This is a genomic window from Martinezella paranaensis, from assembly GCF_014200235.1.
GTDB classification, from domain to species: Bacteria; Pseudomonadota; Alphaproteobacteria; order Rhizobiales; family Rhizobiaceae; genus Rhizobium; species Rhizobium paranaense.
Map to the genome: position 1 here is coordinate 1 of NZ_JACHBI010000006.1, position 22,971 is coordinate 22,971.

Below are 22,971 nucleotides of genomic sequence, written 5' to 3' on the forward strand. Positions count from 1 at the left end.
CTCGTCAGGTACTCTTCGGTGAGCTCATTTGACGGCCGAAAATCCGCCTCAGGTCGCTGCAACTGAAAAATCGATGGGGCGTGGACGCCGCATACGTTCATATCAACCCTGCTGCTACAGAACATTGAAGCGCATGCACAATCAAAAACAGAGATGAAGCCATGAGTACAGAGGTTCATGAGTCCCCTGCGCTTGCCATGATCCACACGGTCCCCGGGATCATCCCCGCGTTTAACGAACTCGTTGGCCGCCATCTGCCCGGTTGGCGCTCGTTCAACATGTTGGATGAGAGCCTGCTGGAGAACACGATCCGCGAAGGCACGCTGTCACGCCAGACCATGCGGCGTCTTGCGACTCACATCTGGTCGGCGGCGGACGCGGGGGCTTCGGCTCTCCTCGTCACCTGTTCCTCGCTCGGTCCTGCAGTCGATGCGGCAGTGCCGCTCTGCCCCGTACCCCTCTTCCGCATAGATGACGGGATGGCGATTGAGGCGATCCAGCGCGGGAACCGAATTGGCGTCCTTGCAACTCTGGCTACAACAATGAACCCTACAACCCGCCTAATTGAACGCCATGCTCAAAGAATAGGTCATAACGTTTCTGTAACCGGTCGTCTTTGTGAAGGAGCCTTTGATAAATTGCGCAACGGGGACAGGGCGGCGCATGATGCGATGATACGTGAAGGCCTCGCTTCCCTCGTGGGCAGTGTCGACGTGGTTGTTCTTGCTCAAGCATCAATGGCAAATGCTCTAAATGAGATAAGCGAGACATCGGTGCCAGTACTCACTAGCCCTGAACTTGGTGTGCTGCATATGTCCTCCGCACTAAGCGTCCAAGACAGTGCGCACAGTTAGGCCAGCGGTTTGCCGGTTTTCAGCAGTCCCGAACAGGCCGTCTTAAAGCTGCGCGATCTGATCGCAAAGCAGTGACCAAAGAAGGCTTCGCGTAAGGGCGGCGCGGGGCGATAAGAGGCAGTTCGCTGCAAGCCGCCCGTCGGGTGGTGTCTCGCGGGGAGAAGGGAAAGAAGTGCTTTTAGGAGTGATTGCCCACGATTTTACAGGCGCAAGCGATATTGCAAACGCACTTGCAAGGTAAGCGCGCAAATCGCTGCACCTGTTCATTGACGGAGCGTTGAGCGAATCTGTGTCCACAACGGAGACTGTGGACATGAGATTGGATGGCGCGGGAATTTCAGGAGAGCTTCGGGTCGTCAAGGTTCTTCGCAATGGCAAACGGCGGTTTGATCCGGTCGAGAAGGAGCTCTTGATCAAGGCATGCCTTGAGCCGGGGGTATCGGTTGCAGGGCTTGCGCTGAAGTACGGGGTGAACGCCAATCAGTTGCGCAACTGGATCAAGCTGCGTCAGCGCCGGCAGGCGGAGAAGGCGTTGACGGTTATTCCTTGCGCGCCATCGGCCTTCGTTCCGGTGGTTGAGGCAGCGCCGACTGCGAGGCCGCCGGCCATGTCGGCTCGGCCGACATCGACAGGGGTGCGGTTGAAGGCGAGGCTACCGAACGGTGTGCGGCTTGAGCTTGAAGATGCGGATGCTGAGGCTCTATCGGTAATGATCGAAGCGCTAGGACGTTGCTATGTTCCGGCTGGCTGACGATCTGCGTGTCTATCTTCACCGGGATCCGATCGACTTTAGGGTCGGGATCAACAGCCTCGCGATTTTGGTTGAGCAGTCTATGGGCCTCAATCCGTTCGAGCGGGCGGTGTTTGCCTTCTGCAACCGTCGTAAAACCCGGATGAAATTGCTGTTTTTTGATCGATCGGGCTTTGTGCTAATTTTGAAAGCGCTGACCGAAGACAAGTTCCGCTGGCCTCGGCGACAGGAGGCTGTGGTGTCGCTTGATGCCGAGCAATTGCACTGGTTGCTCGACGGCATTGATCTCGACGCGATGGTTCGCCATCCGGTGCGGCAATATGAATTTGTCGGGTGAATTTGCCTGTTGACGGGGGGTGCCGGTTCAGATTCAAGAATGCGATGACGAGAACCGGCACCCCGACCGTTGAAGAATTGATGGCGCTTCTGGCGGCGAATGCTGCCGAGATTGCCGCGCTGAAGGCCGAGAAGGATATCCTTGCGCAGCGCGTCTTCAAGCTTGAGGAAGAGCTGGCGCTGGCGCAGTTGCATCGTTTTGCGCCGCGCAGTGAAAAGCACGTGGATCGCATCTTCAACGAAGCCGAGCAGAGCGCCCTTGAGGGGGACGAGGACTGCGACCTCGCCGACGAGGCGGTTACCATCGATCTTCCGGACACGGGATTGCCGCAGACCGACAAGCCGGAACGCAAGAAACCCGGCCGCCGGCCTCTGCCGGAAAACCTGCCACGCCAGCGCGTCGAATATGACCTTGCCGACGATCAGAAGGTCTGCCCGTGCTGCAGCCACCCGATGCATCGCATGGGCGAACTGGTCACGGAACAGCTGCATATCGAGGTGAAGGCGAAGGTTTTGCAGAATGTCCGGGCCAAATACGCATGCCGCAACTGCGACCGGACCGGGATCACTACGCCTGTTGTCATCGCGCCGATGCCGAAGCAGCCCTTGCCCGGCAGCATAGCCACGGCCTCGACGCTGGCCTTCGCGCTCGTCCATAAATACGTCGACGGCACGCCGCTCTATCGTCTGGCGCAGGCCTTCGAGCGTGCAGGCGTTCCTGTCAGCCGTGGCGCTCTCGGCCATTGGGTGATTGGTTCGAGCGAGAAACACCTCGTTCGCATCTATGACGCGTTGAAACTGCAGCTCCAATCGCAGACTGTCATCCATGGTGACGAGACCACAGTCCAGGTGCTGAAGGAAGAGGGCAAGGATCCCACCAGCATCTCTTACATGTGGGCCTATCGCAGCGGCGAAGACAGTAAACAGCCGATCGTGCTGTTCGATTATCAGCCCGGCCGCGGACAGGAACATCCGCAGGCCTTTCTTGGCGACTACCGCGGCATCTTGATGAGCGACGGCTATCAGGCCTGGCGCACGTTGAAAGGTGCCACGCATGTCGGGTGCCTGGCCCATGCCAGGCGGCGCTTTGTCGATGCTCTCAAGGCGCGCAAGAAACCCGGCGGGCCGCCGGCGCAGGCCATCAAGCTCTTCGACCAGCTCTACCGGATTGAAAGGCAGGTGCGGGACGAAAAGCCCGATGACGGCGAAACGCAGGCCGATTACATGCGTCGCTTTCGCCAGAAACACGGCATCCCGGTGCTTTCCGCCCTCAAGGAATGGCTCGACAAAATCGCGCCAAAGGTCGTGCCCGACACCAAGCTTGGCGATGCCGTTTCCTATACGCTCAATCAATGGGAGTACCTGACGCGCTACACCGAAGACGGCCGAATGCCGATAGACAACAACATTCTCGAACGCGAGATCAGAATTTTTGCAACTGGAAGAAAATCCTGGCTCTTCTCTGACACCGTCGACGGAGCCAAGGCCAGCGCCGTCATCTACAGTCTTATGCTGACATGTCGCGCCAGCGGTGTCGAACCATTCGCATGGCTACGCCACGTCCTCACCGAACTGCCGCAGCGTCCAGACGATGCCGATATCGACGACCTGCTGCCCTTCAACTTCAAAAAACAGACCGACTGAGCCGCAGCCACCTCAAGCCGCTTTACGACGTGCAGCAAAATGCGCGCTTACCTTGCAAGGGCGTGGCGCCTAACGGTGGACTGCGCACCGCGCAGTTTAAGATTGGACCATTGGACCCGTGGGCAAAGCGCTCGCAGCCGCGCTCGATTCCCCAGGTGTTGGCCGCACTGTCTACATGGCGCACCATCGTCCATGACCAGCTTCTGAGTGAATCTGGCATGCAGAACCATCCGCTTAAACCCTTGACGGACCCCGAAATTCGCCGATAGCTGCGATACCAGACCCGATCGTCCGTTGGGCACGTCGCGCTGGATACGGTTCGCAAGGGTGCCGAGGAAGTCGCCCCTGCGCTTGCCGAGAAGGATGATACATTGGTGATCGTCGATGCGACATTCGATCAGGATCTGATTGCAATAGGGCAGCGATTGACGACCACAAGCTGGTAACAGGCGGGTCTGGCACAGCGATTGGTCTAGCTGGGAATTTCATTCGGCGCGGCCTCGCTTCAGGAAACTCTGGCAAGTTGATCGGAACAAACGAGCTGGAAGCGTGCTGGCGGGCAGCTGCTCTGGTGCGACCCGCGGCCAGATCGATGTCCATGTCCTCCTCTTTTACGCAGCTGCGTACGCAGCTACTTAGCATGTTGTCAGTTCATCGAACCTCCTTCTGCTTGATGCAGCAATGGACGGGCACTAGTCTAATGACGCGTCAACTCCTAATAGGCCATCACCGAGATCGCCATTCACCTTGCCTCTCTGGCCGCCTTAGCGATGAGATCCGCGACAAAATAAGGATGCGTGATCATCGACATATGACTCGACTTGATAGTCGCAGTCTTGGCTCCGATGTGTTTAGCAATCCATTCCTGCACATGTGTCGGTAGAGCATTGTCTCCCTGCGTCACCAGATACCAGGTGGGTTTATCTAGCCACGCGGCGTGGGTGATGCTTTCGCCGAATGCTTTCGCGGCCATCGGCTGTTGGGTCGCAGCAAGTACCGCAACGCGTTTGCGAGAAACATCCCCTGCCATGACGTGAGCAAATACGGTTGGATCATCGAGCCAAACGAGACCATTCTCGTCCGGCAGGAGACTTTCCATGGGCGCATCGCGCTTTTTTAGTAATTCTGCGACAGATTCATTGCTATCCGGAGCGAGCGCCGAAAGATAAACAATACCCTTCACATTCGCAGCGTTCCCTGCTTGGCTCACAACCGCGCCTGCCCAAGAATGACCCACCAGCAGAACATTGCCTTCCTGCCTTGCGAGAACCCGGCGAGTTGCCTCTACGTCGTCAGCTAGCGATGTCAAGGGATTCTGAACGGCTGTGACGTGGTAGCCTCTAGCCTGCAACAGTCGGATGACATCGGACCAAATCCCCCCATCTGCGAATGCTCCATGCACGAGGACAATGTTCTTCACTCCCGGCGCCCTTTCAGCCGCCCATGCCGAAGTAGCAAGCAGCGTCGTGGTCGCGGTGAACGATAGCGCCAAAAGCCGCGCGAGAACTGCAATTCGTCGTGGTGGGAAGAAATTGAACATGGATAATACTCCATTGCGATATCAATGTTGAGGAGGCGTGCTGCTTCAAAGACGGAAAGTTAGGCCGCCTGCGTTTTTACGCACCGGCCAGCATCATTGCCCCCGATTCACGACCTCACGTGCCCGGTGAGAGAACGTACCGAAACCATCACCCGTTTTCTGACGACCTTCTGGCGAGTTTGGGCCATAATCAAAGCAGTCACTTTCATCTTCCTGAATGGAGGCTCTATGTCCGTATTGCCGCACGAATATTGTATTTCGATTGTTTTGTCCATATATGTACAAAACTAAAATGTGAGATCGAAAATTGGCACGACCAAGTAAGTTTGACCGCAACGAAGCTTTGGATATCGCCACAGAAGTCATCCGACGAGGTGGCTACGAGCAAGCGTCCGTGAAGTCTCTATCCGAGCGACTGGGCATTCCGCGATCAAGTTTCTACAACGCCTTCGGTTCGCGCGATGAGCTGTTTGCTGAAATCATCTCCCGATATGCCGCCACTGCGCCGGACGCACCACTATATGCCGAAGTGGAAGGACCTATCCTACCTCTCCTTCATGGTGTCCTGCGAAACATTTGCCGTATTCGTGCCGCTGATCCCGAGGGCAAAGGCTGCATCATCGTGAATTCGATTGCCGAGCTCTGCCCGTCAGACGAGGGACCGGCGCCAATGCTGACCAGCTTGGCTACGAGTTCAACGAAGCGCATAGCAGAGCTATTGGCCATAGCGCGCGAGCAAGGCGAAATTGACAGTCATGCAGATGTTCAAGCTCTGGCGCTTGCCCTGCAAAATCTAATGGTCGGGCTCAATGTCCTCTCTAAAGTTGTGCGTGGCGAAAGTGACCTGTGGCTGCTGACAGAGACGACATTGCGGGGTTTAGGCCTGATTAGGACGTGAACCGTCTCGCAAATAGCTCTAAAAAGTCGGCGGTGCGTGAAAATCGCCGGAAGAGCCACAGGTGAGCGGCTAGTTCTCGGAGCGCGTTCGGGCCCCCAAATTCACGGAATCCGCCCTCGATGGCGTTTTCCTCGCAGCATTTGGAATTACGAGTAACGCAATTGCTCCTGGCCCGGTTGACACGCCTCTGACCGAGACTTTGCATTCTGCGGAATTCCGCGCCACGTATACTGCAGCGATCCCGAGCCGACGGTATGGGAAACCCCATGAAATAGCCGCGGTAGTTGCGTTTCTTTCGTCAGAAGGCGCTAGCTATGTGAACGGTGCAATAATTCCGGTAGACGGCGGCTTTCTCGCAGCAGGAGCCCTCCCGCAATAGGAGGGCGACCACCCAGACATTCGCGGACGTGGCAGAACGCTTGCCGAGCTTCATCGGCGCTTCGTTCTCTATGGGCACAAAACGCATAGGCGGTTGAGTGACCGCCTCGCAAATTGATCAATCATACAGAGTGGCCGCTGATCGAAAAAGCTGGAGACGTCGGATCGCTGGAGCTTCCTCCGCCAAACAGAAGCCGCTCGGGGTACGGGCCTGATCGCATAGCGACGACCGTCGGCGTCCGCGCCGACTCGGGTTTGTTCAATGTGAGGTCGCAGCGGGTTCTGCTCGTCGAATTCAGCACCCGTGGCCAAAATGACCTCCAACGGTTCAGCGGCAAAGCCGATCATCTCGCGCAACAAATCCGCATCGGCGCTCTTCTCATCCGACCGCATCTGAGATGACGTCCTGGCGACCACACCAAACTTTCTTTGTCTTCGGGCACTCGTCTTTCGAGTTAGCGGTGACCGAACGTGGCAACTGCGAAATCGGTAAACTGATCCATGTAAAGGTCAGAAATCGGGAACGAATTGGAACTGAAAAGCCGCGCTCATTTGTTTGCGCGAAGATGCCGAGTCCAAAGTCCGTCCGGAGATTCCGCGCGCTAATCGATTTTGGAAGATAATAGGCGCAAATTCTCCCTGATCATCGCGCGAAAGTCGCGAAATGTTCGAAATCCCATTTGGTGCGCAAGACGATGAACCGTTGTTTGAGAGCCGGCGAGTTTCAGGGGTGTGGAGTTCGTCGTCTCCGACGACCATGCCGGACTGGTCGCGGCAATCGGCGAAGTGATACCGGAAGCGGCCTGGCAGCGCTGTCACGTGCATTTCCTCAGGAATGCGCTCGACCACCTGCCGCGCAAGCACGGCGACGATTGCCTGCAGGAACTCAGATGGATCTACGACCGACGCGATCTCGCCGAGGCCAAGGCCGACCTTTCGACCTGGCTCGCCAAATCGTCGGGCAAATATCCTCGGCTGACCGGCTGGGTCGAGGAGGTCATCGAGCAGACGCTGACCTTCTTCCGCCTGCCGCGTACCCATCACAAACATCTCAAGAGCACCAACATGCTTGAGCGCCTCAACGAGGAGATCAGGCGCAGGACCTATGTCGTGCGCATCTCCCGAACACCGAAAGCTGCCTGCGCCTCGTCAGGGCGCTTGCTGTCGAAACCCACGAGAACTGGATGGAAGCCAATCGATACATCAACATGGACGACCTCAGAGAGCACAAGAAAATCGCCCTCCGACAAGCCGCTTGACCAGCATCATGGCCGCCACATTTTGCTGAACTTGACGCACAGAACCCTATGTCGGCGGTGTAGGCACCGGTTTCAAAGAACGCGAGGCAATCCGTCTCCGGCAGGATCTCGACGAGATCAAGACGGCGAAGCCGCCGTTGGACCTTAAGCGCAAAGGCGCGATCTGGGTTCAGCCGACCCTCATCGCTGAAATCGAGTATCGAGCGTGGACGCATGACGGCAAGCTTCGGCACCCCTCATACAAAGGCCTGCGTGAAAGACAAGATAATGCGGCAGTCTATCGAATTGGCGAGGGATCAATATGAAGGGCATTTCGCAAGCATCAGCGATCCGGATATCTTCTCGTCTTTGCGACGCTGCGGCACGGAGGAATCTTCGTCATACGGGGCGTGCGCACGGTTTAGCTCTATCGGCGCCTGCCACGAGTATCCTGCAGTCTAGGACACCACGTTCCTGACGAACCTTGTGACCCCGGCGCTTCGGTTCAAGTAGGAATACTTCTGGGCCGAGCTATAGATGGCGAAGCTGCCTGCGGGATATTCCTTTTCCTCTCCGCTCAGGACGAGAGTCAACGCTCCTTCCGTGACGACCAACATCTCGTGCCAGCCTTGCGGATCGGGCTCAGCATTGTACCTGTCCCCGGCTTCCAGCGACCACATCCACAGCTGCGTTTCCTGTTCGGCGGGAGCTATGCCGAGGAGCACTCCCTTGCTCTCGGGTCCTTCGCCACGCCAGGTCACCTCGTTAATGTCGGAAGACGACTGCCGGTCCGGATCGCGTACGAGATCCACGAATCCGACGCCCATCGCCGCTGCCAACTTGTCCAGACTCGACAGGCTGATGTTCGCGTCCCCGGCCTCTACGGCGATGATCATCCGGCGGCTGATGCCCGACGCCGTAGCCAGTGCGATCTGGCTCAGACCTGCCGACTGACGCAATCTGCGAAGGTTTCCGGACACATGTGCCAAAACATCGCCTCGCTCTTGACTGTGCAATATATTGCTCATAAGGTCCTTTTACTCTTAACGGGCAGACAGAGCAACAGCGATTTCCACCGTGCGTCCACCATGGCGCGCGACAGATCCGTCGCGTCCTCCTGCCGCCCATTTAACGTGGAGGTACCTGGTGACGCAACCGATCGTGCTCGGCGAAACCGAGATCAACCAGCTTCTGACCAAGGTCGACATTCGATCCGTGCTCGAGCGCATGTTCCGCTCTCTCGCCGATGGAAACGCGGTCCAGCCGCCGCAGACGCTCAGCTTGTTTCCGCAGGATGCCGGCGACTTCATCACCTATCTGGGAGTCCTCGCCGACGAGAAGGTGTTCGGAGCGAAGCTGTCGCCGTACATTCCAGGCACACGCGGGGCGCTTGTCACCGCCTGGACGCTGCTGATGTCTATGGAGACCGGCACGCCCATCCTTTTATGCGATTCCAAGAAGCTCACCACGGAGCGCACCGCTGCAACCTCGATCATCGCGGCCCACGCGCTCGCCCCAAAGGAAGCTTCCGTTCTGGCCGTGGTCGGATGCGGTCCGGTGGGCCTCGCCCATCTTCGCTACGCTGAAGGCATCCGCAACTGGTCGGACGTGCGCGTGGCCTCGCCGGACGTGTTCTCCAGAAACGACGTGCCTTCGCACACGAAGAGCGGCGTCGCGATCACCAAGACCGCCGACACCAACGAGGCGATCAACGGCGCCGACGTCGTCCTTCTCTGCACGTCCTCGGGCACTCCCGTGATCAATGCCTCAGGCCTGTCGAAGGCTGCCGTCGTCACGTCGATCAGCACGAACGTCGCAAACGCGCACGAAGTCGATCCGGCTGCGCTCCAGGGTTTCGACGTCTACTGCGACTACCGCGCGACGACGCCCGCTTCGGCCGGCGACATGAAGCTTGCAGCAGCAGCCGGCACGTGGTCGCCGGAAGCCCTTTTCGGAGACCTGCCGGAACTGATGGCGGGGCGGGCAAAAGTACCGAGCCGCGAGCGTCCGGCCTTCTTCCGTTCAATCGGGCTCGGTCTCGAAGACGTCGCCGCCGCCGTCGCGCTGCTCTCCGCAGCGCGCGTCTGAACACCTACATCACGGAGCACAAAATGAAAATCCGCGACTTCGGCGTCGAAATCTGGATGAACAAATACGAGACCAAGTGCGAGCTGAACCTCGCCGAGACGTGTGTGGAGTCGCTGACCATCGCGGAACTCCTGGACATGTCTGGTATCAATGACATCGGCCAGCAGCTTAAGCCCCTCAAGCTGACCTACGGCGAGATCGAAGGCAGCGTCCGGCTCCGCTCGCTGGTCGCTGACCTCTACGAGAACCAGAAGATCGAGAATGTCGTCATCACCCACGGGGCGATCGGTGCGAATGCACTGGTACACCAGACCCTGGTGGAGCGCGGCGACCGCGTGATCTCGGTCCTTCCGACCTACCAGCAGCACTACTCGATCCCGGAAAGCATCGGCGCGGACACGCAGATCCTGAAGCTGACAGAGAAGACGGGCTTCCTGCCGGATCTGGAAGAGCTGAAGAAGCTCGCCACGCCCGGCACGAAGCTGATCGCGATCAACAACCCGAACAATCCGACCGGCTCTCTGATGGACCGGGCCTACCTGGAAAGGATCGTCGAGATCGCCCGCGCCTGCGGTGCCTGGATTCTCTGCGACGAGGTGTATCGCGGCACCGACCAGGAGGGCGAACTCGGAATGACCGCCTCGATTGCCGACCTCTATGAAAAGGGGATCAGCACGGGCAGCATGTCCAAGACCTATTCGCTCGCGGGCCTTCGCCTCGGATGGATCGTTGCGCCGAAGGAACTTATCCACGCGGTCTGCATCCACCGCGACTACAACACGATCTCGGTGGGGATGCTCGACGACCATTTCGCTGCGATCGCTCTCGAGAACAAGGACAAGATCCTGGATCGCAGCCACCGGATCACGCGCAACAATCTCGCGATATTGTCCGACTGGGTGGACGGCGAGCCGCTGATCTCATGGGTCAAGCCGAAGTCCGGAACCACCGCCCTGCTCAAGTACGACCTGCCGATCTCCTCGGAGGAGTTCTGCGTGCGACTTCTCGAGCAGACAGGCGTGATGCTGACGCCTGGAAGTGCCATGGACATGGAGGGCTATCTCCGGATCGGCTACACGAACGGTGAAGAAGTCCTTCGCGAGGGTCTTGGACGCCTCTCGCAGTTTCTGAAGAACGTCGCCGCCTCGGCCGCCTGATCCACCCAATTCCGGAATTCCCGCGCGTTCTCTCCAGAGCGCCGGGATGTGTTTGTCTACAACAAAAGGGGAATCTCATGAAACGACTGACTATTGCTCTTGGTATTTCGCTCCTTGCGACGGCAGCGTCTGCGGCCGATCTTCGCGTCGGCACGAGCGCCGACTATCCGCCATGGGAATCGGTGGACGGAAGCGGCAACATCGTTGGCTTCGACAAGGATGTCGGCGACGAGATCTGCAAGCGAATCGGCGCCACCTGCAAATGGCAGAACCAGGCCTATGATGGCCTTCTTCCTGGCCTGCAGATCGGCAAGTTCGATCTCGTCATATCGGGCATCTCAATCAACGAGGAACGCTCGAAGAAGGTCGACTTCTCCGCGGCCTACGCCGACGCGCCGAACTCGATCGTCGTCGCGGCCGGCGGCAAGGCCGCTTCGGACAAGACGGCGGACGATCTGACCAAGACGCTCGCGAAGGCCGCTATCGGCGTGCAGACTGGCACGACCCACGAGCAGGTGGTGCGGGCTCACTTCCCGGATGCCGACGTACGCGTCTACGACCGCCCCGACCAGATCGCCGACGACCTACTCGCCGGACGAATCGACGCGGGCCTGATGGAACGCTCGGCATGGGAGCCGCTAGTCAAGGAACGTGGGGCCGACAAGCTTGTCTACGCGGGTCCGCTGCTCACGAGCGCCGACTTTGCTGAGTTTGGCAAAGGACAGGGCGTCGCCATGGGCAAGGGCAAGACCGAGCTCAAGGGCAAGATCGACATGGTAGTCGGTGCCATGCTGAAAGACGGAACCATAAAGATCATCTCCGAAAAGTGGTTCGGATACGACGTTTCCAAGAAGTGACGCGTCGCGGGAGGCGGCCCCACGGCCGCTTCCCGTAAAGGAGGAAGTATGCGCGTGCCATCCGATCTTCTAGCCGCGGCGACAAAGGACCTCGCCGATCTGGTCTCCATTCCATCCGTCAGTACCCGCGGAGACGGACTCGGGGCATGCGCCGACGCGGTCGAAGCGCTGTTGCAGGATGCAGGTTTCCGCACGGAGCAGCATCCTGGCGACGTCGGCCCGTTCGTTGTGGGCGAGACAGGCGAAGGCCCGTTCACCCTCATCATCTACAATCACTACGACGTGCAGCCGGAAGAACCGGTTGATCTTTGGACTGATCCGCCCTTCGTCTTGTCGGAACGTGACGGACGCCTATATGGGCGGGGTGCTGCGGACGACAAGGGGGAGTTCGTGAGCCGTCTCGCTGGATGGCGGTTGTTTCGTAGCAAGCACCCGGAGCCGCTGCCATACAAGCTGATATGGATCGTCGAGGGCGAAGAGGAAATCGGTAGTCCGTCCCTTACACGCTTCCTGAAGACGCGTTTTCCCGACACGAAGGCTGACCTTTGCTGGTGGGAATACGGCGAGGTGGACAGAACTGGTCGACCCATCATCCTCATGGGTTTCAAAGGCGTGCTGGCGGTCGAGCTGGATTGCCGGACGGCGCGCGCCGATCTTCATTCCAGCCTCGGGGCGATCTTCGACAATCCCCTATGGCGGCTCGCATCGGCCGTCTCCTCCCTTCGGGATGCTTCCGGGCGCATCCTGATCGAGGGCTTTTACGACGACATCGTCGCACCGGAGCCTTACAGCCGAGAGCTCACGGCGACGGCACCGTTTCCGCTGGAAGACCTCCAGGCCGAAACCGGCGGCCACCGCCTGCTCAACGGCGTCGATGCCACTACTTTCTACGGGCATCTGAACTTCGAACCGTGCCTGAATGTGAACGGATTCCACGGCGGCTTCGGCGGAGAAGGTGCGAAGACCGTCCTGCCGTGCAGCGGCGTCGTGAAGCTCGATTTCCGGCTCGCCCCCGGCCAGCATCCAGTCCGCATCGCGCAACTACTTCGCGCTCATCTGGACGAGATCGGCTTCGGCGATATCGAGCTGAGAGTTCTTGATGCCGAGGTTCTGGGCGTCCGAAGCGATCCTTCGCACGTGGCGGTCGGCATTGGTGCCGCCCTGCTGGAGAAGTCCTTCGGCCGCCCTGCGATCATACAGCCGAGTTCGGCTGCATCGGGCCTCGCCCATCCCTTCGTCCACGCGTTTGGCGCAACCTTGTTCGGTGCAGGCCTCACCCATCACGGCGCAATGCTCCATTCCCTGGACGAGAACATCATCGTGGAGCAGTTCGAAAACATGATCGGGTTCTCTTCCGATTTCTTCGCTGCGCTGGCGGAGAACGTCGGAAAGCAGTCTCCGGAGGCGCCGAATGATTGACGCCATCCAACAATACCAGGGCCAGCTTCTTCAAGGGCTTGTCACGACCATAGAGGTGGCGATCGGGAGCTTCGCCGTCGGATTTCTGATCGCCGCCGTCCTCGCACCGCTTGCGGTCTACGGCAAGCCGCTCGTCCGGCGGATCGTCATGGGCTACGTCGGACTGATCCGAGGCCTTCCCGAACTTCTGGTCATCTTCCTGATCTTTTACGGCGGCACGGTTCTGCTGACGAAGCTGGCGGGCAAGTATGTCGAGGTCGACGCCTTGAGCGCAGGCATCGCCTCGCTGTCGATCGTCGCTGCCGCCTACCTGACCGAAATCCTCCGAGGAGCGCTACTCAGCGTCTCGGCCGGCCAGTGGGAGGCGGCCCTGTCGCTCGGCTTCCGCCGGCCTCGCGCCTTCCGGCTGGTGGTTCTGCCGCAAATGCTGGCGCGCGCGCTGCCAGGTCTTGGCAACCAGTGGCTCGTCATCCTGAAGGAGAGCGCGCTCGTTTCCGTCGTCGGTCTCGAGGAGCTGATGCGCAAGTCCGTCGTCGCGGCAGGCGCGACGCACCAGCCTCTCGCTTTCTATCTCACCGCCGCCGCCCTCTACGTGTTCGTCACGGGCATTTCGACGGTCCTGTTGAAGGCATGCGATTTCCGGCTTTCGCGGCATCTGAGGTGACGTCATGTTTTCATTCGAACTTTTCGCCCCGGCATTCATGGCCGTCAAGAACGGCTTCCTCCTGACGATCGCGATCACGCTCGCAAGCTTCGCGCTGGGACAGGTGCTGGCCCTCCCGCTGTCACTGGTACTCACGTCGGAGAAACGGTATCTGCGCCTGCCGGTCGCCACCTACACGTTCCTCGTCCGCGGAAGCCCGCTGCTCGTTCAGCTCTTCATCCTTTACTATGGCCTTGGACAGATCGAAGCGATCCGCCACAGCGTGCTGTGGCCCGTCCTGCGCAGTCCCGTCAACTGCGCCATTCTTGCGATCGGCCTCAACTCGGCGGCCTATTCGGCGGAGCTTCTGGCCGGCGCCATCCGGCAGATCCCGCGCGGGCAATGGGAAGCCGGAAGCGCGCTCGGACTACATCGCGGCGTGCTGCTTCTGAAGGTCATCATGCCTCAGGCCTACAGAGCCGTGCTGCCAGCCATTGGAAACGAGCTCGTACTCGTGATGAAAGGGTCCACCCTGGCGAGCGCGGTGACAGTCATCGAGATGACCGGCGCTGCCCGCGTGTTCGTCGCCAAGACCTACGCACCCTTCGAGACCTTCCTGATTGCCGGCGCGATCTACCTGCTCATGGGCGCCGTGTTCGGCCGCCTGTTCAGAACAATCGAGGCCCGCATCGCCATTCCAGGGCGCTGAGGCCGACTGCCAAGGAGGAGTTCATGCTTTGCAAGATCGTCGGGATACCGCTGCAGGTCGGGGCCTCCCAGCTCGGCTGCGAGATGGGACCGAGCGCCATCCGGGTCGCCGGCCTGTCGGACGCTCTCCGTGAGCTCGGCCATGAGGTCGTGGATCTCGGAAACATCGCGCCTCCGGAGCCCGGTGAGCAGCGGCATCCGAACGCCGCCGTCCGTGCGCTTCACGAAGTTTCCGGATGGATCCGGGCCACCACCGACGCCGCCTTCGCTGCTAGCGATTCGGGGATGCCGATCTTCCTCGGCGGTGATCATGCAATCGCAGCGCGGACCGTTTCCGGCATGGCGAAGCGCGCCGCCGCGAAAGGCCGTCCGTTCTTCGTGCTGTGGCTCGACGCCCATACGGACTTCCACACGCTCGAGACGACGGTCAGTGGCAATCTTCACGGTACCCCGGTCGCCTATTTTACAGGCCAATCGGGTTTTGAGGGCTACTATCCCGACCTGGAAGTACCGGTCGACCCGGCCAACCTATGCGTGATGGGGATCAGAAGCGTCGACCCTGCGGAACGCGCGGCGATCAGTCGGACGGCCGCCACCGTTCACGACATGCGGGCTATCGACGAATATGGATTCGTCTCTCTGCTCCGTTCGTTTCTCGAACGCGTCGAACGCGAGAACGGCCTACTGCACGTCAGCTTCGACGTGGACTTCCTAGACCCGTCGATCGGTCCCGGCGTCGGGACGACCGTACCGGGCGGCGCGACCTTCCGCGAAGCCCATCTCGTGATGGAGATGCTACACGAGAGCGGGCTGGTCGCCAGTCTCGACCTTGTTGAACTCAACCCGTTTCTCGACGAGCGCGGCCGCACCGCACAACTCCTCGTCGATCTCACCGCAAGCCTCATGGGACGCACCGTCCTCGACCGACCCACAAGGAGCTACTGATGTCCCAAACGCAGAACCTCAACATCGTCCCGTTCGTCAGCGTCGAGAACATGATGGACCTCGTCCTCTCGATCGGCGTCGAGAAATTCCTCCTCGAGCTGTGCGCCTATGTGGAAGAAGACTTCGCTCGCTGGGAGAGCTTTGACAAGACCCCGCGCATCGCCTCCCATTCGCATGACGGCGTCATCGAACTGATGCCGACCAGCGACGGCAAGCTCTACGGCTTCAAATATGTCAACGGACATCCGAAAAACACGAAATCCGGACGGCAGACGGTGACGGCGTTCGGCGTGCTTGCCGACGTCGACAACGGATATCCGGTGCTGGTGACAGAGATGACCATCCTGACCGCGCTGCGGACGGCGGCGACATCGGCTGTCGCTGCAAAGCACCTCGCGCCGAAGGGCGCACGGACCATGGCGATCATCGGCAACGGCGCGCAGAGCGAGTTCCAGGCCTTCGCGTTCAAGGCGCTGCTCGGTGTCGACCATCTCAGGCTCTACGACATCGATCCGTCCGCAACCGAGCGATGCGCCCGGAACCTCGAATCCTTTGGGTTCCGGATTGATGCGTGCCGCTCGGCCGAGGAGGCTGTCGAAGGCGCGCAAATCGTGACCACTGTCACGGCTGATAAGAAGAACAGCACGATCCTGAGCGACAATATGGTCGGTCCTGGGATTCATATCAACGCGGTCGGTGGCGACTGCCCCGGCAAGACAGAGCTCCACCGGGACATTCTCCTGCGCTCGGACATCTTCGTAGAGTTTCCGCCGCAGACGCGGATCGAAGGCGAGATCCAGCAGCTTCCCGAAGACTATCCGGTTCAGGAGCTCTGGAAGGTCGTCGCCGGCACTGAAACCGGCCGACGCTCCGAAACGCAGATCACCCTGTTCGACAGCGTCGGCTTCGCCACCGAGGACTTCTCCGCGCTACGATATGTCAAGGACAAGCTTTCCGCTGACTCCCGGTTCCAGAATCTCGACCTGCTGGCAGATCCCGACGAGCCGCGCGACCTATTCGGCATGCTGATGCGCCATCAGGCTCGCGCCACGCAGGCGGTTGCTTGACGGATGAAGGCTCAAGGGAGGATTTGCTGTGCGCGGGACCCGCGCCGGCCGTGCGCGGCCCTCTTGCGCGATAGACGGGCTCGTTCGCGCTTCTGAGCGTGCCCAAGGCGGCGGGACCGAAGCGTTCTCCGTTATGTCGCTACCGCTCACCGGCAACCCCACGAGCGGCGCATGGATCAGCTTCAGCAACAGGATGATCCACCGAGAGCGCGTTGCGCTGCTGCTCCTGTCGATGGCGACCGGGTCCGCGATGGTCGCCTTGGAGCATTCCGTCGTGATGACGGTCGTCGGATGCCTCCTCGTCGGCGCCGTCATGGCACCGCTGAGCACCATTTATTCCGTCGCGGTCGAAGACCTGCCACTACTCGACAAAAGGGCAGAAGCCCTCGCGCTGCTGAGGACGGCGAACTCGTTCGACCTGGTGCTTGCCACGGCGATGCTCACCTGGGCGACGCTTGAATACGGGCTTGTCCTCGGAATGGCGTTTTCAACGATAGCGTTGATGGCCGCAACTGGAGCAATTATGGCTGGGCCCCGAGCTCATCCGCAGCACTATAATTGCATCGATCACGACCGCTCCGCTTGCGACCAATCATATTGGCGGCCGCCAGATCCACGTCCGCTGAAATTAATGCGTTTGTGGCATAAATCTCATGAGGGATAGTCGTTTGTGAGACGAAGATCCCCCGCCTATTCTTGGTCTCAAGAGCTCAAGAGAGCCGGGGAACCTGCAAAACTGAGGATGCCAATGCTGACAACCAGTTCTGGCGAGTACAACCAGCTTACGATCGTCAAGCCGGTAAAGTATGCCAATCATATCGGCGCAGCGATCATCGTGATCGCTCTCGCGTTCATTGCGAACGCCTTCTGGAAGGGCGATATCGCCTGGAGTTACGTCTCGGACAATCTTCTGGAACACAAGGTCCTGAGCGGCGTGGCGAACACTATCGTCATGACGATCTGCGCCATGCTTCTGGGAATATCGCTCGGTGTGGTCGCCGCCCTCATGAGGATGTCCGACAACGTCGTCCTGCGCACGGTGGCGGTGGGCTACATATGGCTCTTCCGGGGGACCCCCGCCCTGCTGCAGCTCTTGCTGTGGTTCAACCTCGCGCTCATCTTCCCGACGATAAGCCTGTTCGGCCTGTTTCCAATCCGCACCGTGGACGTGATGACGCCGTTCGTCGCCGCGCTCTTGGGGCTCGGCATCCAGCAGGGCGCCTACACCGCCGAAGTCGTGCGTGCCGGCGTGCTGTCGATCGACAAAGGACAGACGGAGGCGGCGCAGTCGGTAGGAATGACGAAGTTGCGGGCCATGTTCAGTATCGTTCTTCCTCAGGCTATGCGCGTGATCGTGCCGCCCATCGGGAACGAGACGATCGGGATGGTCAAGCTGACTTCCCTCGCCAGCGTCATCCAATTTGCGGAAGTACTTCGGAGCGTTGAAGACGTCTACTACGTCAACTCGCGGGTCATCGAGCTCCTGATCGTCGCGGCCATCTGGTACATGATCATCGTCACCGTCCTCAGCATCGGCCAGCTATATATCGAGCGGCATTTCTCGCGTGGGTGGGGCCGCAGGGTCCATGCGGAAGCTGTTGCGGACGCCGCCCCGATTGCGGAGGAGCAGCAGTGAGCGCCCTGATCACCGTAACGAACCTTCAGAAATACTTCGGCACCTTCCATGTCCTCAAGGACATCAACTTCGAGATCACCAAGGGTGAGGTTGTGTGCGTGATCGGACCATCCGGTTCGGGCAAGAGCACATTCCTGAGATGCATCAATCAGTTGGAAAAGATTGACGGCGGAGTGATTTTGATCGGCGACGAAATCGTCGGCTACCGACGAAAAGGCGACAAGCTATATCCTTTGGCAGACAGGGAAATCGCGAGGCAGCGCCGCCGCGTGGGCATGGTGTTTCAGAAGTTTCACCTCTTCCCTCATAAGACAGTCCTTCAGAACGTTATTGAGGGTCCCATAAAGGTACAACGACGAGAGGCCTCGACATGCCGAAGCGAAGCGATGGCTTTGCTGGACCGTGTAGGAATGGCTGCGAAAGCAAACTCCTACCCCAGCGAATTGTCCGGAGGTCAACAGCAACGCGTCGCAATCGCCCGCGCTCTTGCCATGAAACCGGAAGCAATGCTGTTCGATGAGCCGACATCGGCGCTTGATCCGGAGCTGGTGGGCGAGGTCCTCAGCACCATGAGAGAGCTTGCGACAAGCGGCACGACGATGATCGTGGTGACGCACGAGATCGGCTTCTACCGAGAGGTCGCTGACCGGGTCCTATTCATGGATCACGGTCGTATCGTCGCCGAGGGAACACCTTCCGAAATTCTGACTGACCCGCAGAATCCCAGAGTCAGGTCGTTTGTCTCTGCGGTGCTTTAACGAGAACAAATCCAGAGGAGATCGAAATGAAGTCAATGCTATTTCTCGCCGCCGCCTTGGCCGCGTCGGTAGCGTCTCTCGCCCACGCAGCGGACGTGAAGCTCATCAACCCCAAAGAATTACGTGTTCTGACGAACCCGATTTATCCGCCGATGGAATTCGTAGATCCAAAATCCGGCACGATGGCCGGGTTCGACGTCGATCTCGCCACCGCAATTGCCAAGAAGCTCAACCTTACTCCACTGTTTGTGGCATCGTCGTTCCAGGAGCTTCAAAGCAGCCTCCAAACGGGACGTGGCGACATCATCGTGTCTGGAATGAGCGACAATCCGAAGAGGCAGGAAGCCATGGATTTTGTCGATTACATCACCAGCGGTCCGATTTTCTTCACCAGCAAGGCGAGTGCCGCCAGCTATAAGTCTAATGAAGACGTTTGCGGCAAGAAGGTATCCGGAAGCCGGACGGGCACGTTCCCGGACAACGTGGCGAAGTGGAGCGAGGCGAACTGTGTCGCCAAGGGCAAGCCAGCAGTCTTGTTCGAAGGCTCGGCCGACTCTAACGCTGCACGTCTTGGCATGAAACAAGGCAGGTTTGACGTGGTCGTCCAAGGGATCGAAACCATCGCATACCAGATGAGTGTAGAGCCAGACACGTACGCGCTCATCGGCGACCCGATCCTGAACAACGACGTGTTTGGCATGGGTTTCAAAAAGGACAATCCTGGTCTACGCGACTCAGTTGCTGGTGCGCTCGATGAATTGATCAAGGACGGCACCTATGATCAACTTCTCAAGAAGTGGGGACTCATCCACAACGCGGTCCCTAAAGCCGTCGTGAACGGCGTCAAGTAACAGACCGCAGCGCGCCGCCAACCCGACGGCGCGCACGCTCATCCACATAACGAAGTCTCTTTTGATGTTGAATCTGAATCCGATTCCGACAGGAAGCACACGTGCGCGCTGGCCTAACAACTTTCGGTCGTCCGTCGCGCTGGCGTTTGACGTCGATGGCCCCACTGGCGACGCGATGCTCGATCGCAGCCTGCTTGAGAACCCGCGCTACTTTACCGAAGGAGCCTTCGGCCCTTGGCGGGCGCTGCCTCGCCTCCTTGATCTTCTTGAGGAACATCGTCTGACGGCGACGTTCTTCATCCCCACCTGGGTTGTCAATAACTGGACGGCGCAATGTCTCGAAATCATTCGAGCGGGGCATGAGATCGGCTACCACGGCCATATCCACGAGTGCTTCATCGACCTGGCGGTCGAAGAGCAACGCGCGGTGATGACAACGTCGCGCGAAATTTTCGAGACGAAACTCGGGGTCACTCCGACCGGTTTTCGGACGCCGTCGGGAGATTGGTCTCCCGATACTGCGGATCTGCTCGCCGACTTCGGGGTCCAATATTCAAGCTCCATGCGTGGGGACGACAGACCGTATTTCCACACGAAGCGAAACGGAGACCGGGGCCTCGTTGAAATTCCGGGCCGCTGGGACATCGATGACTATACGGCTCTTGCTTACTTCGAAGATCCCGATTTCCCCTCGGGACAGGATAGGATCTCGGACTACGAGCAGGTCGCCCGCAACTGGATTTACGAGTTTGAGGGTTTTCATTCGGAAGGGCTCTGCTGGACGACCATCCTTCATCCAAAAGTCTGCGCGAAGCCGGGCCGGCTTGAAATCCTCAACAAGCTCTTTACGGCGATAAGTGCCCATGACGACGTCTGGGCGACCACCTGCGGAGAGATCGCCCATTGGTGGATCGAACAGACCCACAAGGACGAAGCACGATGAGAATTCCTCCCTATTCATGGCCCGTCGGAAAAGCATGCGCCGTCGCCGTCCAGGTGCTCTTCGACGACGGACTCGACGCCGTCTTCAAGGCACCGGATCTCGTCAACAGGAGCAAAAGTTTCTCAGTCTGGGAGTATGGAGCCAAGCGCGGGGTGGAGCGACTTGCCGATACACTGCAGGAGATGCAGGTGCCTGCCACCTGGTTCGTTCCAGGGGTGGTGGCGGAGAAGCATGAAAGTCTGCTGAGAAACGTCGCGGGGCGTGGTCACGAACTCGCGGCGCGGGGATGGGCATTCGAGCGATACGACTCCCTGCCAGCGCAACAAGCACTGGAGCGCCTTAAAAGGTCGGTCGCGGCGCTCGCCGATCTGACCGGGACGGAACCTAGGGGTTTCAGGCTCCCGGCAGGAAACTGGCCCGCAGGATTCGACGGACTGCTCCTCAGAGCCGGCTTCGAATGGTCCGCAACGCTTAGCGGAGACGACCGGCCGTATTTCCATCGATCAGGTCTCGTCGAGATCCCGGTGCATCTGGAGCTCGAAGACCGGCCGTATTTTCAGTTCAACTTCAACCCGCCCTTTCCGAAGGGACTGAGCCGTCTTCCGAGCTACGACAGCGTCCTGCGGAACTGGAAGGCCGAGTTCGACGCCTATCGGAAATACGGGCTGTGCTTCGTTCTTCAGATACGACCCGAGATGATCGGGACACCTGGGCGTATTTTCATACTGCGCGAACTTCTCGCATACGTTCGGTCCTTCGACGATGTTTGGATCGCCAGGAGTTCCGAGATTGCGGACTGGCATCGCAGCCACGCGCAGGCTGTCGAGGACGGTCACCCGATCGAGGTCTACCGCTCCTATCGTCGTGAGAACGGTCTCCATGACTAACAACTACCTTCAGGAACTGGCGTCCCTCGTCCACGGCACGAAGTTCGCGGACCTTCCGGCAGCAACTGTCGAGAAGGCGAAGCTCCATCTCCTCGACACGCTCGGCGCCGGCATAGCCGGAGCAGGTTCGGACGAGGCGCACAAGGCACTGTCTGTCGTCTCCTCCGCTTCAGGCCGCGGCCCTTCGCAGATTTGGGGAAGGACCGAAAAGCTCTCACCCCGCGACGCCGGATTCCTGAACGGCGTTTCCTCGCATGCATACGAACTCGACGACTGCGGCGGTTGCGACCATTCGGGCGCGGTCGTCGTACCGGCTATCCTTGCTCTTCTTCCGGTACTGGATGCACCGCTTTCCGGGATGGAGTTGCTGCTCAGCATGACCATGGGCTACGAAGTGGGCAGGCGGGTGCTTGAGGCCTGCGGGGGATATGAGGCTCATAACGCCCTCGGCTGGCACTCGACCGGAACATGCGGCGCGTTCGGAGCGGCCGCCGGTGCCGGCGTGCTTCTTGGGCTGGACGAAACGAAGCTCGTCTCCTCAATGGGAATCGCCTGTTCCTTCGCCGGCGGAACTTGGGCGTTCATCCATGACGGGAGTCAGGCGAAAAAGCTGCATTCCGGCCGCGCGGCAGAAGGAGGCGTGATGGCGGCGCTGCTTGCCGCAGCCTCGTTCCGCGGCCCGACGTCAGTGCTGCAGCCGGACACCTGGGGTAGCTATATCTCGACCTTTGGACAGAACAAGGGCGCGCCGCCCCTCCTGACAGCGGGGTTCGGCGAGCGGTGGCGTCTCGACCGCTGCTCGGTCAAGCCATACGCCACATGCCGTGGAACGCACTCGGCCATCGACGCCGTCGAGGAAATGCTGGCACGACATTCCTTGTCGCCCGCGACCATCGCGTCCATCGAAGCGAGGATGAGCGTTTTTCAGGCCGGAATGTGCGGGGCCACCTCCGTAGAGACCCGCGCGCAGGCCCAGATGAGCCTGCCGTATGCAGTAGCGGCGAAGCTTGCTTTCGGGCGAGTCTTTCTGGCCGAACTCGAAGAGCTGGCATTTCAGAGTCCAGAAGTGTCGTCATGGCTGGAAAGAATCTCGGTTCATGTCGATCCGGACATGGCCGACGACGCGGAACCCGAGATCACGCTGGTGACCACATTCGGAGAGCGGTTCTCGTTGACGGTCGACGAGCCTTTGGGAAGCCCCCGTTCGCCTCTTCCACAGCAGCGCATCGTCGACAAGTTCAGCAATCTCGCCGAGCGGCGCCTAGCTCCTGATCGAGTCCGCCAGGTAGTGGACTATGTCCTGGAAATCGACAGCCGCCCGGATGTCCGTGACCTACCCATGCTTCTGGCTCAGCAGTGAGTCCCGATCAAGA

General features: G+C 59.5%; 23 protein-coding genes and 4 pseudogenes. 24 read left to right on the top strand and 3 right to left on the bottom strand.

All coding sequences use genetic code 11. From position 1 onward, the window contains the following. Positions 1-161: 161 nt before the first annotated feature. The 5 genes from GGD50_RS15810 to GGD50_RS33490 all read left to right on the top strand — a co-directional run bounded on the left by GGD50_RS15810 (position 162) and on the right by GGD50_RS33490 (position 4,031). A complete protein-coding gene (locus GGD50_RS15810; RefSeq protein ID WP_183938314.1) occupies positions 162-854 on the top strand; it encodes an aspartate/glutamate racemase family protein in 693 nt (230 codons plus the stop codon). A 313-nt stretch (positions 855-1,167) separates the two neighbouring features. Continuing rightward, positions 1,168-1,605: an IS66-like element accessory protein TnpA gene (gene tnpA / locus GGD50_RS15815; protein ID WP_183938315.1), complete on the top strand. Its 438-nt coding sequence runs from the start codon at positions 1,168-1,170 to the stop codon at positions 1,603-1,605. After that, entirely contained in the window at positions 1,589-1,942 is a 354-nt protein-coding gene (gene tnpB / locus GGD50_RS15820) for an IS66 family insertion sequence element accessory protein TnpB (RefSeq protein WP_183938316.1), read from the top strand. Before tnpA ends, tnpB begins: the two co-directional genes overlap by 17 nt. 44 nt (positions 1,943-1,986) lie before the next feature. Next, positions 1,987-3,585: an IS66 family transposase gene (gene tnpC / locus GGD50_RS15825; RefSeq protein ID WP_183938317.1), complete on the top strand. Its 1,599-nt coding sequence runs from the start codon at positions 1,987-1,989 to the stop codon at positions 3,583-3,585. A 308-nt stretch (positions 3,586-3,893) separates the two neighbouring features. Continuing rightward, entirely contained in the window at positions 3,894-4,031 is a 138-nt protein-coding gene (locus tag GGD50_RS33490; RefSeq protein ID WP_425503983.1) for a hypothetical protein, read from the top strand. Between the two features lie 296 nt (positions 4,032-4,327). Here the strand turns inward: GGD50_RS33490 and GGD50_RS15835 are convergent, their stop codons facing one another. Continuing rightward, positions 4,328-5,125 carry an alpha/beta fold hydrolase gene (locus GGD50_RS15835; RefSeq protein ID WP_183938318.1) on the bottom strand — a complete coding sequence of 266 codons (798 nt, stop codon included), beginning with the start codon at positions 5,123-5,125 and terminating at the stop codon, positions 4,328-4,330. Between the two features lie 307 nt (positions 5,126-5,432). Between GGD50_RS15835 and GGD50_RS15840 the strand changes: the two genes are divergently transcribed. Further along, on the top strand, positions 5,433-6,023 hold the full coding sequence (locus GGD50_RS15840) for a TetR/AcrR family transcriptional regulator (RefSeq protein ID WP_183938319.1): 591 nt from the start codon (positions 5,433-5,435) through the stop codon (positions 6,021-6,023). A 142-nt stretch (positions 6,024-6,165) separates the two neighbouring features. Further along, a pseudogene (locus tag GGD50_RS33495) lies at positions 6,166-6,402 on the top strand (SDR family oxidoreductase); the annotation flags it as partial. Between the two features lie 242 nt (positions 6,403-6,644). Here GGD50_RS33495 and GGD50_RS33500 read toward each other — a convergent pair. Then, a pseudogene (locus tag GGD50_RS33500) lies at positions 6,645-6,794 on the bottom strand (IS256 family transposase); the annotation flags it as partial. A gap of 333 nt (positions 6,795-7,127) precedes the next feature. Here GGD50_RS33500 and GGD50_RS15850 point away from each other — a divergent pair. Next, positions 7,128-7,660 (top strand): annotated as a pseudogene (locus tag GGD50_RS15850) (transposase); the annotation flags it as partial. A gap of 47 nt (positions 7,661-7,707) precedes the next feature. Further along, positions 7,708-7,965, top strand: a pseudogene (locus tag GGD50_RS15855) (ATP dependent DNA ligase); the annotation flags it as partial. Positions 7,966-8,097: 132 nt separating this feature from the next. On the opposite strand, the gene GGD50_RS15860 reads toward GGD50_RS15855, so the two are convergent. After that, on the bottom strand, positions 8,098-8,667 hold the full coding sequence (locus GGD50_RS15860; protein WP_183938320.1) for a helix-turn-helix domain-containing protein: 570 nt from the start codon (positions 8,665-8,667) through the stop codon (positions 8,098-8,100). Between the two features lie 118 nt (positions 8,668-8,785). On the opposite strand from GGD50_RS15860, the gene GGD50_RS15865 reads away from it, so the two are divergent. The 15 genes from GGD50_RS15865 (at position 8,786) to GGD50_RS15935 (ending at position 22,958) form a co-directional block, all read left to right on the top strand. Beyond that, positions 8,786-9,727 carry an ornithine cyclodeaminase family protein gene (locus tag GGD50_RS15865; protein WP_183938321.1) on the top strand — a complete coding sequence of 314 codons (942 nt, stop codon included), beginning with the start codon at positions 8,786-8,788 and terminating at the stop codon, positions 9,725-9,727. A gap of 23 nt (positions 9,728-9,750) precedes the next feature. Beyond that, on the top strand, positions 9,751-10,884 hold the full coding sequence (locus GGD50_RS15870) for an aminotransferase (protein ID WP_183938322.1): 1,134 nt from the start codon (positions 9,751-9,753) through the stop codon (positions 10,882-10,884). A gap of 77 nt (positions 10,885-10,961) precedes the next feature. Further along, positions 10,962-11,741, top strand: coding sequence for a substrate-binding periplasmic protein (locus GGD50_RS15875; protein WP_183938323.1), 780 nt, complete (start codon positions 10,962-10,964; stop codon positions 11,739-11,741). Between the two features lie 48 nt (positions 11,742-11,789). Beyond that, complete coding sequence (locus tag GGD50_RS15880; RefSeq protein ID WP_183938324.1) at positions 11,790-13,160, top strand: M20/M25/M40 family metallo-hydrolase; 1,371 nt, start codon at positions 11,790-11,792, stop codon at positions 13,158-13,160. After that, positions 13,153-13,824, top strand: a complete 672-nt coding sequence (locus GGD50_RS15885; RefSeq protein WP_183938325.1) for an ABC transporter permease subunit — start codon at positions 13,153-13,155, stop codon at positions 13,822-13,824. The genes GGD50_RS15880 and GGD50_RS15885 overlap by 8 nt, the downstream gene beginning before the upstream one ends. Positions 13,825-13,828: 4 nt before the next feature. Next, positions 13,829-14,512: an ABC transporter permease gene (locus GGD50_RS15890; RefSeq protein ID WP_183938326.1), complete on the top strand. Its 684-nt coding sequence runs from the start codon at positions 13,829-13,831 to the stop codon at positions 14,510-14,512. Positions 14,513-14,535: 23 nt separating this feature from the next. Continuing rightward, positions 14,536-15,456, top strand: coding sequence for an arginase (rocF, locus tag GGD50_RS15895; RefSeq protein ID WP_183938327.1), 921 nt, complete (start codon positions 14,536-14,538; stop codon positions 15,454-15,456). Continuing rightward, a complete protein-coding gene (locus GGD50_RS15900) occupies positions 15,456-16,523 on the top strand; it encodes an ornithine cyclodeaminase (protein ID WP_183938328.1) in 1,068 nt (355 codons plus the stop codon). Before rocF ends, GGD50_RS15900 begins: the two co-directional genes overlap by 1 nt. Positions 16,524-16,656: 133 nt before the next feature. Then, positions 16,657-17,187, top strand: coding sequence for a hypothetical protein (locus GGD50_RS15905; RefSeq protein ID WP_210318870.1), 531 nt, complete (start codon positions 16,657-16,659; stop codon positions 17,185-17,187). Positions 17,188-17,271: 84 nt separating this feature from the next. Continuing rightward, on the top strand, positions 17,272-18,159 hold the full coding sequence (locus GGD50_RS15910; RefSeq protein ID WP_183938330.1) for an amino acid ABC transporter permease: 888 nt from the start codon (positions 17,272-17,274) through the stop codon (positions 18,157-18,159). Continuing rightward, on the top strand, positions 18,156-18,917 hold the full coding sequence (locus GGD50_RS15915; RefSeq protein WP_331371146.1) for an amino acid ABC transporter ATP-binding protein: 762 nt from the start codon (positions 18,156-18,158) through the stop codon (positions 18,915-18,917). Before GGD50_RS15910 ends, GGD50_RS15915 begins: the two co-directional genes overlap by 4 nt. Positions 18,918-18,943: 26 nt before the next feature. Then, positions 18,944-19,768 (top strand): ABC transporter substrate-binding protein, encoded by an 825-nt coding sequence (locus GGD50_RS15920; RefSeq protein WP_183938331.1) that lies wholly within the window; start codon positions 18,944-18,946, stop codon positions 19,766-19,768. Positions 19,769-19,832: 64 nt separating this feature from the next. Then, the gene (locus tag GGD50_RS15925; RefSeq protein WP_183938332.1) at positions 19,833-20,711 is read left to right on the top strand and encodes a polysaccharide deacetylase family protein; all 879 of its coding nucleotides are present in this window, start codon (positions 19,833-19,835) and stop codon (positions 20,709-20,711) included. Then, complete coding sequence (locus GGD50_RS15930; protein ID WP_183938333.1) at positions 20,708-21,598, top strand: polysaccharide deacetylase family protein; 891 nt, start codon at positions 20,708-20,710, stop codon at positions 21,596-21,598. The genes GGD50_RS15925 and GGD50_RS15930 overlap by 4 nt, the downstream gene beginning before the upstream one ends. Then, on the top strand, positions 21,591-22,958 hold the full coding sequence (locus tag GGD50_RS15935; RefSeq protein WP_183938334.1) for an MmgE/PrpD family protein: 1,368 nt from the start codon (positions 21,591-21,593) through the stop codon (positions 22,956-22,958). The genes GGD50_RS15930 and GGD50_RS15935 overlap by 8 nt, the downstream gene beginning before the upstream one ends. Positions 22,959-22,971: the final 13 nt, after the last annotated feature.

Bases quoted from the DNA above. Each gene is read 5' to 3' on its own strand.
- GGD50_RS15920 (WP_183938331.1), top strand. From the start codon at position 18,944: ATGAAGTCAATGCTATTTCTCGCCGCCGCCTTGGCCGCGTCGGTAGCG.
- tnpB (WP_183938316.1), top strand. From the start codon at position 1,589: ATGTTCCGGCTGGCTGACGATCTGCGTGTCTATCTTCACCGGGATCCG.
- GGD50_RS15875 (WP_183938323.1), top strand. From the start codon at position 10,962: ATGAAACGACTGACTATTGCTCTTGGTATTTCGCTCCTTGCGACGGCA.
- GGD50_RS15900 (WP_183938328.1), top strand. From the start codon at position 15,456: ATGTCCCAAACGCAGAACCTCAACATCGTCCCGTTCGTCAGCGTCGAG.
- GGD50_RS15835 (WP_183938318.1), bottom strand. From the start codon at position 5,125: ATGTTCAATTTCTTCCCACCACGACGAATTGCAGTTCTCGCGCGGCTT.
- GGD50_RS15930 (WP_183938333.1), top strand. From the start codon at position 20,708: ATGAGAATTCCTCCCTATTCATGGCCCGTCGGAAAAGCATGCGCCGTC.
- GGD50_RS15890 (WP_183938326.1), top strand. From the start codon at position 13,829: ATGTTTTCATTCGAACTTTTCGCCCCGGCATTCATGGCCGTCAAGAAC.
- tnpA (WP_183938315.1), top strand. From the start codon at position 1,168: ATGAGATTGGATGGCGCGGGAATTTCAGGAGAGCTTCGGGTCGTCAAG.
- GGD50_RS15910 (WP_183938330.1), top strand. From the start codon at position 17,272: ATGCTGACAACCAGTTCTGGCGAGTACAACCAGCTTACGATCGTCAAG.
- GGD50_RS15810 (WP_183938314.1), top strand. From the start codon at position 162: ATGAGTACAGAGGTTCATGAGTCCCCTGCGCTTGCCATGATCCACACG.
- GGD50_RS15935 (WP_183938334.1), top strand. From the start codon at position 21,591: ATGACTAACAACTACCTTCAGGAACTGGCGTCCCTCGTCCACGGCACG.
- GGD50_RS15880 (WP_183938324.1), top strand. From the start codon at position 11,790: ATGCGCGTGCCATCCGATCTTCTAGCCGCGGCGACAAAGGACCTCGCC.
- rocF (WP_183938327.1), top strand. From the start codon at position 14,536: ATGCTTTGCAAGATCGTCGGGATACCGCTGCAGGTCGGGGCCTCCCAG.
- GGD50_RS15885 (WP_183938325.1), top strand. From the start codon at position 13,153: ATGATTGACGCCATCCAACAATACCAGGGCCAGCTTCTTCAAGGGCTT.
- GGD50_RS15860 (WP_183938320.1), bottom strand. From the start codon at position 8,667: ATGAGCAATATATTGCACAGTCAAGAGCGAGGCGATGTTTTGGCACAT.
- GGD50_RS15870 (WP_183938322.1), top strand. From the start codon at position 9,751: ATGAAAATCCGCGACTTCGGCGTCGAAATCTGGATGAACAAATACGAG.
- tnpC (WP_183938317.1), top strand. From the start codon at position 1,987: ATGACGAGAACCGGCACCCCGACCGTTGAAGAATTGATGGCGCTTCTG.
- GGD50_RS15925 (WP_183938332.1), top strand. From the start codon at position 19,833: ATGTTGAATCTGAATCCGATTCCGACAGGAAGCACACGTGCGCGCTGG.
- GGD50_RS15905 (WP_210318870.1), top strand. From the start codon at position 16,657: ATGTCGCTACCGCTCACCGGCAACCCCACGAGCGGCGCATGGATCAGC.